This is a genomic window from Ruegeria sp. BC3 (assembly GCF_056539265.1).
Genome location: NZ_JBQFUP010000005.1, coordinates 267,123 through 273,247, shown reverse-complemented (window position 1 = coordinate 273,247; position 6,125 = coordinate 267,123). Strand labels below are relative to the sequence as shown.

Genomic DNA, 6,125 nt, shown 5'->3' with positions numbered 1-6,125 from the left:
CAACCACACCCGACCGCATCAGGCCCTCAACATGCGCCCACCAGTCCCCGAAACTCTAGTCCGAAATGGCCCAGAACACGGGGGCTAGACATGCTTCGGCTGTCAAATAGCTCTGATCAACAGCACGTGGCTCGGTTCTTGCCAGACAGTCTATCAGGCATGACAGCGTTGCTACCTTCTCTGCAAAGGCAAGAGGCGTTGTTCGTCGGAGAAGCGGCTGCGATACCAGCTCGGATCAAAATCCGGACGCTATCGAAAGACCGGCTGCCAAACTCTCACGACATCAGTTTTTCCGGTGGCTGGGCGGGCGATGGTTTGACCGAAGCTCAAATGACAGCAATTTCACAAAGGATGCAAAGCGACGTGTCTTAAGCCAAGTTACCTACTTCAGTTCGGATAAAAGCCTTGGCCACTTCAATTATCGGCAAGGCCTCTTGATCTTGCGAACCGGGTGTCTTTTTGGGGAGCAGCCAAGGCGCGAAGTTCAACGAACCACGGAGCAATTGACAAATTCACACTGAAGCCTTTGAAAATATGGTGCCCCCACACGGACTCGAACCGCGGACCTACTGATTACAAATCAGTTGCTCTACCAGCTGAGCTATAGGGGCGCTGGGTGTCGATTACTGTCTCTTTTCCCGGACTGCAAGCCTCAATTATCATCGGAAGTTAGGGAATGTGAAATTTCCTTGTGGTGCAATCGAACACCGTCATGTGAGTGCGCAGATTTGACTGTCTTATTCGCAGCCTGTAACTCGACAGGCGGGCATAGGGATGCAAGGACATGAACCGAAGATGAAGGTTGCCATCCACGCAGGCGTGGCATTCACCGATGACGGGCGGTTGTTCAAATCGTTGCAGACCAATGGCGAAGCCCTGGGCCAGAACAACGTGGCCCTTTTGGGACCTCGCCGCTATCGGCAGCTGTTCAAATCTACATTCCAGGTGCTGAACACCCGCCCTCCTTTGCCGGACGAGTTAGAAACACTGCGAAACCAACTGTCTTGGAGCCAAGACATTCGGCGCGCTGTTTTTTCCAACGAGGGCTTTATTGGCGATCGAGAGACCCTTCTTGCGGAAGGTCGGTTTTATCCGCTGGCCGGAAAACGTTTATCCGTTCTGCAAGAGGCGTTCGGGGAAGGCGGTGTGGAGCTGTTCATTGCGCTTCGGAACCCTGGCAGCCTGATTCCCAAACATCTGATGTCTCTGTCCGAAGAACAGCGCAAAGAGGTGATCCGCAAAAACGACCTGAGCCACCTCAGCTGGGTTGAGATGATCGAGGACATCCGCGATTTCGCTCCGGGCGTTCAGATCACCTTATGGTGCAACGAAGATACTCCGTTCATCTGGGGCGACATCGTGCGGTGCGTCGGCGGACTTCCGGACGACTCGCGGATCATCGGTGAATACGATCTACTGATCTCATTGCTGACTGACGACGGCCAAGAGCAGGCCCAAGCGCTTCTTGATCAGGACACGGCCCAGTCGCGGGCCGAACAACGCTACGCACTGGCGCAGATTCTGGAAGATCACGCTCAGCCCAACAAAATTGAGGAAGAACTGGACCTGCCCGGCTGGACTGAAGAGGTCATCGACGCGTTTTCGGAACTGTACGAACAGGACGTCGCCACGCTTGAGGCAATGGATGGGGTAAGGGTTCTGAGACCCTGACCCCGCGCAGGGCTTACATGCCCAGCGCTTCCTTGTACATTTCAAGCACCGCCTCTTCTTCGGCGATGTCGTCCTTGTCGCGCTTGCGCAGCGCAATGACCTTGCGCATGACTTTGGTGTCGTAACCGCGCGCTTTGGCCTCGGCCATGACCTCTTTCTGCTGCTCGGCCAGGTCTTTTTTCTCGGCATCCAGACGTTCAAACCGTTCGATGAACTGACGCAGCTCGCCCGCGGTCACACGGTAGTTGGCGGCGGCCTGATCTTCGGTCATGTCTTCCATATTCATCTCTCCCAAAGGCTGCGATCTGATGCGTTAACAACGGCACATAGCCGGATACATTGCCGCTGCGCGGGCTGCAAGCATGCAATCCCCGGTGGGCTTGTGTGTGCCTAGCCGATCCGCTAAGCGCAGTGAAGATTTGCTGGGAAATGTGGGGCACCATGTTCGAATTCATCACCTGGGGCGGTGCCGCCCTGTCGCTTGCCGGCCTTGTGGGCCTGGTCTGGTGTATCCTGCGTGTGATGAAGGCGCGCAAATCCGGCTTGTCAGATGACGAATTGCGCGCCGCTGTTCAAAGTGTTCTGCCGTGGAATCTGGCGTCGTTGTTTCTGTCGGTGATCGGACTGATGCTGGTGATCCTGGGGATTGCGTTCAGCTGACGCTGGCCCTCAGATCGGCATATTGTCGAAACGTGCTTCCATTGCATCTTCGCACAATGCAGCATCCAGCCGCCGCAGCCGCGATGGCACGTGGACACCCTGCTGGCGCATCCGATCAATCACATTCGTCACACTGGGCTGCAGCGCCAGACGCGTTTCGAGACAAGCGTTCTGCAGCTTCTGCTCCAGGTATTCGGCTTCGGAATACAGGCAATTCGTAGACATCTCGATCCTCCCAGTTAACGTTACATTCTACCATATAGGTAACCGTTTTAAGACTTGCCGAGCTTAGCTTGGAAACGCGCGGAAAACTGCCTGTCCCCTGCTCGGCATCAGCAACCTAAGGCGGAATGATTAATTTCTACTCGAATTTGGATTAACTTGCCTTGACCCGCATCAAATCGAAGAAGGTTGTTGCATCACATTCTAAAAATAATATATGAAATAAGTCGCACGGACGGAGGACCAGATGACACCCATTGTGAAAGCGTTTTTTGATCCCGAAACCAACACGGTCTCATACCTCGTGCAGGAACCCGAGGGCACGGCCTGTGCGATCATCGACAGCGTTTTGGATTTCGACCACGCCTCGGGCCGGACGGATACCAGTTCGGCCGACCAGATCGTGGCTTATGTGCGCGACAATGATCTAAGGGTCGAGTGGATTCTAGAAAGCCACGTCCACGCAGACCACCTGTCCGCGGCCCCCTATCTGCAGCAGGAATTGGGCGGAAAGATCGGCATCGGCGAACAGATCGTGACGATCCAGGACACCTTTGGAAAGATCTTCAACGAAGGCACCGAGTTCCAGCGTGACGGCAGCCAGTTCGACGCTCTCTTTCAGGATGGCGACAGCTTCCATGTTGGCCAGATGCGGGGCGACGTTCTGCACACGCCGGGCCACACGCCCGCCTGCCTGACTTACGTGATCGGAGACGCGGCCTTTGTCGGTGACACCTTGTTCATGCCGGATTTTGGCACCGCGCGCTGCGATTTTCCCGGCGGCTCGTCGGAACAGCTTTTTGAGTCGATCCAAAAAATCCTCTCACTGCCTGACGAGACCCGGATATTTGTTGGCCACGACTACAAGGCGCCCGGCCGGGATGAGTTCGCGTGGGAAACAACAGTCGGCGAGCAAAAGGCCCTGAACGTCCACATCGGACAGGGCAAATCAATCGAAGAATTCGTCGAGATGCGCGATGCGCGGGATGCAACACTGCCTATGCCCCGCCTGATCCTGCCCTCGTTGCAGGTCAACATGCGGGCTGGGCAGATGCCTCCGGCGGATGAAAAGGGCAACGTGTTTTTGAAGGTTCCGATCAACAAGCTGTGATGCGGGCCGTCGAAAAAAACAGAGGATAATCGATGTATACGGAATGGATATGGGGGCTGGCGGGCGGCTTGCTGATTGGGTTGGGCGCTGCGGTCTATCTACTGGGCAATGGACGCATCATGGGTGCCAGCGGGATTTTGGGCGGACTCGTCGATGGCAGTGACCGCACTCTTGAACGGCTGAGCTTTATTGCGGGCGTCGTTGCCATGCCGCTGCTGTTGCGGCCTTTGCTTTCCACTGCGCCCGAAACGCACCTTACCAGCAACATCGCCGTTATCGTCATTGCCGGGATTCTGGTTGGCGCGGGTACGCGCATTGCCAACGGATGCACCTCGGGGCACGGGGTCTGCGGCATCTCGCGGTTTTCGGTCCGGGGTATTGTCGCAACGCTGATCTATATCGGCGCAGGTGGGGTGACTATTGCCCTGATGCGCCACGTATGGGGACTAATCTGATGCGGATTTTGATTTCGCTGCTGGCCGGATCACTGTTCGGTGCCGGGCTTTTGATATCGGGTATGACCGACACCACCAAGGTGCAGGGCTGGCTGGACGTTTTTGGGAACTGGGACCCGACACTGGCCTTTGTGATGGGGGGCGCGATCCTGCCGATGCTGATCGCTTGGCGGATGACAACCCATCGCGCTCCACTGGCAGGCGGTCAGTTTCCAAAGATGAGCCCGCCTGAGTTGGATCGCCGCCTGATCATTGGATCGGTGATGTTTGGCATGGGATGGGGATTGGCTGGTCTGTGCCCGGGGCCTGCGATCGCGTCGATCACTTATGGCGGCCTCGGAGGGCTAGTGTTTCTGGTGGCCATGATTGCCGGCATGTTTGCGGCACCCGGGCTTGGCGCACAACTGGACAGGACCGCAAACGCGGCCTAAGCAATTGGCATGGAGATTCGACCAATAACCCCCCGCTACGCCGTCTCGCCCCAGATCACGGTCGAGGACGTCCCAGCCATTGCCGAAGCCGGTTTTGTTAAGGTCATCTGCAATCGTCCAAACGTCGAGGTTCCGCCCATGATGCAATCGGACGCCATCGGCGAGGCCGTACGCGCAGCTGGGATGGAATATGAGGTTCTGGAGTTGACACACCAGACCATGACACCCGGCAATGTCGCCTTGCAACGGGAATTGGCCGAAAGCTGCTCTGGCCCGGTTCTGGCCTATTGCGCATCGGGGACCCGCTGTTCGGTTGTCTGGGCTTTGGGACAGTGCGACCGCATGAGCACGGATGACATCCTGGAGGCCACGACCAAGGCTGGCTACATGCTAGAAAACCTGCGCCCAGCGCTGGACCACATCCGAAACACCGGTGAATAACGCCGAATTGCGATCAGCTTGGCCCGGGCTCGTCTTCTAGCCCGGTCAACCCTGCCAACTGCGAAATCTCTGCCACCATCTGATCCGGGCTGTCAAAGCCCAGATCGGCCTCAATGTTACCAAGAACATCAGCTCCAATTGGAACTACGGCTTGGTGGGAGGCAGCCTGTACCGGTTCTTCCAAAGCTTCAGACCGCGAAGCTGTGCTCCGCGCCTCAAGAAACTCGGGTAGCTCGGACTGTTCCAGGGCTGCAACTGAGGCGTATTCGTTCAAACGAACAGCACGCATCCCGCCGCATTGACCCAAGCGCCCGATGGCGGCGCGGGTCCGGTCGATTGTCAGAATCTCCGCGCGATCCAGCCGCGATCCTGTCAGCGGAAGCACATCGCCCACAGACAGATCGGACAGCATCGCCAGTGGCAGAGACATCCGGCTGATCACCGTGTTCAGCTCGGCCCGTACAACCCCCGATGCCTGTTCCAGGTTTGGGCCGGTCTCACCTGCATCCACCTCGTCCTCGCCCGGCTCTGCCGGGAGGTCCGGCACCAGGACGGAAACCTGACCCTGCCTGAGGCCGCCACCCAGTTCGACCGTCAATTCAAATACGCGATAGGCATCTTCGACCATGGCCAACGACAAGGCTCGCAAATCACCCAGTCGCGTCCGAAACTCATACCCCGACAGGCTGGCCTGATCCGCGCTCGCCTCGACCAACCCAACTGCCCTGCTCAGCGCTTCTTCGACCAGCGGGGCCACCATAGCTGCATCCGTATCAGTGTACGCGCGGGCGTCCGGTTCGCCTGGCAAGACTTGACCGATAGTCTGAACCTGAACGATCGCCGAAACCGCCCCCATATCCATGCAAACCGCGGCCGCCATCCCCTCGGCATTGCTGAACTGAAGCAACAACCACTCCGCTTGGATCACCTGCTCCAGCGCGTCGGGTGCCCTATGGGATTGCTTTGCCCCGATAACGGACAGCGGCAATTGGTATCGGTCGCCTGCGGTGCGGGCAAAGGCCAGCCGAAGGGCCCGCAGTATTGAACGGGGCTTCTCGCCCTGCTCTTCCTGCCCTGCCGAAAGTTTGCGCGCCAAAGCTGTGCTGACAGACTGCGTCATCCCGGATACCGATT

9 protein-coding genes and 1 tRNA gene are annotated in these 6,125 nt (G+C 57.6%); 6 read left to right on the top strand and 4 right to left on the bottom strand.

Features of this window, described 5'->3' with window-relative positions; all coding sequences use genetic code 11:
* Positions 1-535 precede the first annotated feature (535 nt).
* Positions 536-611: transfer RNA gene (locus tag ACR0MV_RS15940), tRNA-Thr, on the bottom strand.
* A 184-nt stretch (positions 612-795) separates the two neighbouring features.
* On the opposite strand from ACR0MV_RS15940, the gene ACR0MV_RS15935 reads away from it, so the two are divergent.
* Positions 796-1,671: a hypothetical protein gene (locus ACR0MV_RS15935; protein WP_480702769.1), complete on the top strand. Its 876-nt coding sequence runs from the start codon at positions 796-798 to the stop codon at positions 1,669-1,671.
* Positions 1,672-1,684: 13 nt separating this feature from the next.
* Here ACR0MV_RS15935 and ACR0MV_RS15930 read toward each other — a convergent pair whose 3' ends face one another.
* Positions 1,685-1,951 carry a DUF2312 domain-containing protein gene (locus ACR0MV_RS15930; protein WP_170426601.1) on the bottom strand — a complete coding sequence of 89 codons (267 nt, stop codon included), beginning with the start codon at positions 1,949-1,951 and terminating at the stop codon, positions 1,685-1,687.
* Positions 1,952-2,112: 161 nt separating this feature from the next.
* On the opposite strand from ACR0MV_RS15930, the gene ACR0MV_RS15925 reads away from it, so the two are divergent.
* The gene (locus tag ACR0MV_RS15925) at positions 2,113-2,331 is read left to right on the top strand and encodes a hypothetical protein (RefSeq protein ID WP_170426602.1); all 219 of its coding nucleotides are present in this window, start codon (positions 2,113-2,115) and stop codon (positions 2,329-2,331) included.
* Between the two features lie 9 nt (positions 2,332-2,340).
* Here the strand turns inward: ACR0MV_RS15925 and ACR0MV_RS15920 are convergent, their stop codons facing one another.
* Positions 2,341-2,556 (bottom strand): hypothetical protein, encoded by a 216-nt coding sequence (locus tag ACR0MV_RS15920; protein WP_170426603.1) that lies wholly within the window; start codon positions 2,554-2,556, stop codon positions 2,341-2,343.
* 244 nt (positions 2,557-2,800) lie between these two features.
* Between ACR0MV_RS15920 and ACR0MV_RS15915 the strand changes: the two genes are divergently transcribed.
* Genes ACR0MV_RS15915 through ACR0MV_RS15900 form a run of 4 tightly spaced genes read left to right on the top strand, consistent with a single transcriptional unit; the run spans position 2,801 to position 4,991 of the window.
* Entirely contained in the window at positions 2,801-3,664 is an 864-nt protein-coding gene (locus ACR0MV_RS15915) for an MBL fold metallo-hydrolase (protein ID WP_170426604.1), read from the top strand.
* 32 nt (positions 3,665-3,696) lie between these two features.
* On the top strand, positions 3,697-4,119 hold the full coding sequence (locus ACR0MV_RS15910; RefSeq protein WP_170426605.1) for a YeeE/YedE family protein: 423 nt from the start codon (positions 3,697-3,699) through the stop codon (positions 4,117-4,119).
* The gene (locus ACR0MV_RS15905) at positions 4,119-4,550 is read left to right on the top strand and encodes a DUF6691 family protein (protein ID WP_170426606.1); all 432 of its coding nucleotides are present in this window, start codon (positions 4,119-4,121) and stop codon (positions 4,548-4,550) included. Before ACR0MV_RS15910 ends, ACR0MV_RS15905 begins: the two co-directional genes overlap by 1 nt.
* Before the next feature lie 9 nt (positions 4,551-4,559).
* Positions 4,560-4,991 (top strand): protein tyrosine phosphatase family protein, encoded by a 432-nt coding sequence (locus tag ACR0MV_RS15900; protein ID WP_170426607.1) that lies wholly within the window; start codon positions 4,560-4,562, stop codon positions 4,989-4,991.
* Positions 4,992-5,004: 13 nt separating this feature from the next.
* Here the strand turns inward: ACR0MV_RS15900 and ACR0MV_RS15895 are convergent, their stop codons facing one another.
* The gene (locus ACR0MV_RS15895; RefSeq protein ID WP_480702767.1) at positions 5,005-6,111 is read right to left on the bottom strand and encodes a FliM/FliN family flagellar motor C-terminal domain-containing protein; all 1,107 of its coding nucleotides are present in this window, start codon (positions 6,109-6,111) and stop codon (positions 5,005-5,007) included.
* Positions 6,112-6,125 lie beyond the last annotated feature (14 nt).

Excerpts from the sequence above, each read along its gene's own strand:
- ACR0MV_RS15930 (WP_170426601.1), bottom strand. The coding sequence starts at position 1,951 with ATGGAAGACATGACCGAAGATCAGGCCGCCGCCAACTACCGTGTGACC.
- ACR0MV_RS15905 (WP_170426606.1), top strand. The coding sequence starts at position 4,119 with ATGCGGATTTTGATTTCGCTGCTGGCCGGATCACTGTTCGGTGCCGGG.
- ACR0MV_RS15900 (WP_170426607.1), top strand. The coding sequence starts at position 4,560 with ATGGAGATTCGACCAATAACCCCCCGCTACGCCGTCTCGCCCCAGATC.
- ACR0MV_RS15910 (WP_170426605.1), top strand. The coding sequence starts at position 3,697 with ATGTATACGGAATGGATATGGGGGCTGGCGGGCGGCTTGCTGATTGGG.
- ACR0MV_RS15925 (WP_170426602.1), top strand. The coding sequence starts at position 2,113 with ATGTTCGAATTCATCACCTGGGGCGGTGCCGCCCTGTCGCTTGCCGGC.
- ACR0MV_RS15915 (WP_170426604.1), top strand. The coding sequence starts at position 2,801 with ATGACACCCATTGTGAAAGCGTTTTTTGATCCCGAAACCAACACGGTC.
- ACR0MV_RS15935 (WP_480702769.1), top strand. The coding sequence starts at position 796 with ATGAAGGTTGCCATCCACGCAGGCGTGGCATTCACCGATGACGGGCGG.
- ACR0MV_RS15920 (WP_170426603.1), bottom strand. The coding sequence starts at position 2,556 with ATGTCTACGAATTGCCTGTATTCCGAAGCCGAATACCTGGAGCAGAAG.
- ACR0MV_RS15895 (WP_480702767.1), bottom strand. The coding sequence starts at position 6,111 with ATGACGCAGTCTGTCAGCACAGCTTTGGCGCGCAAACTTTCGGCAGGG.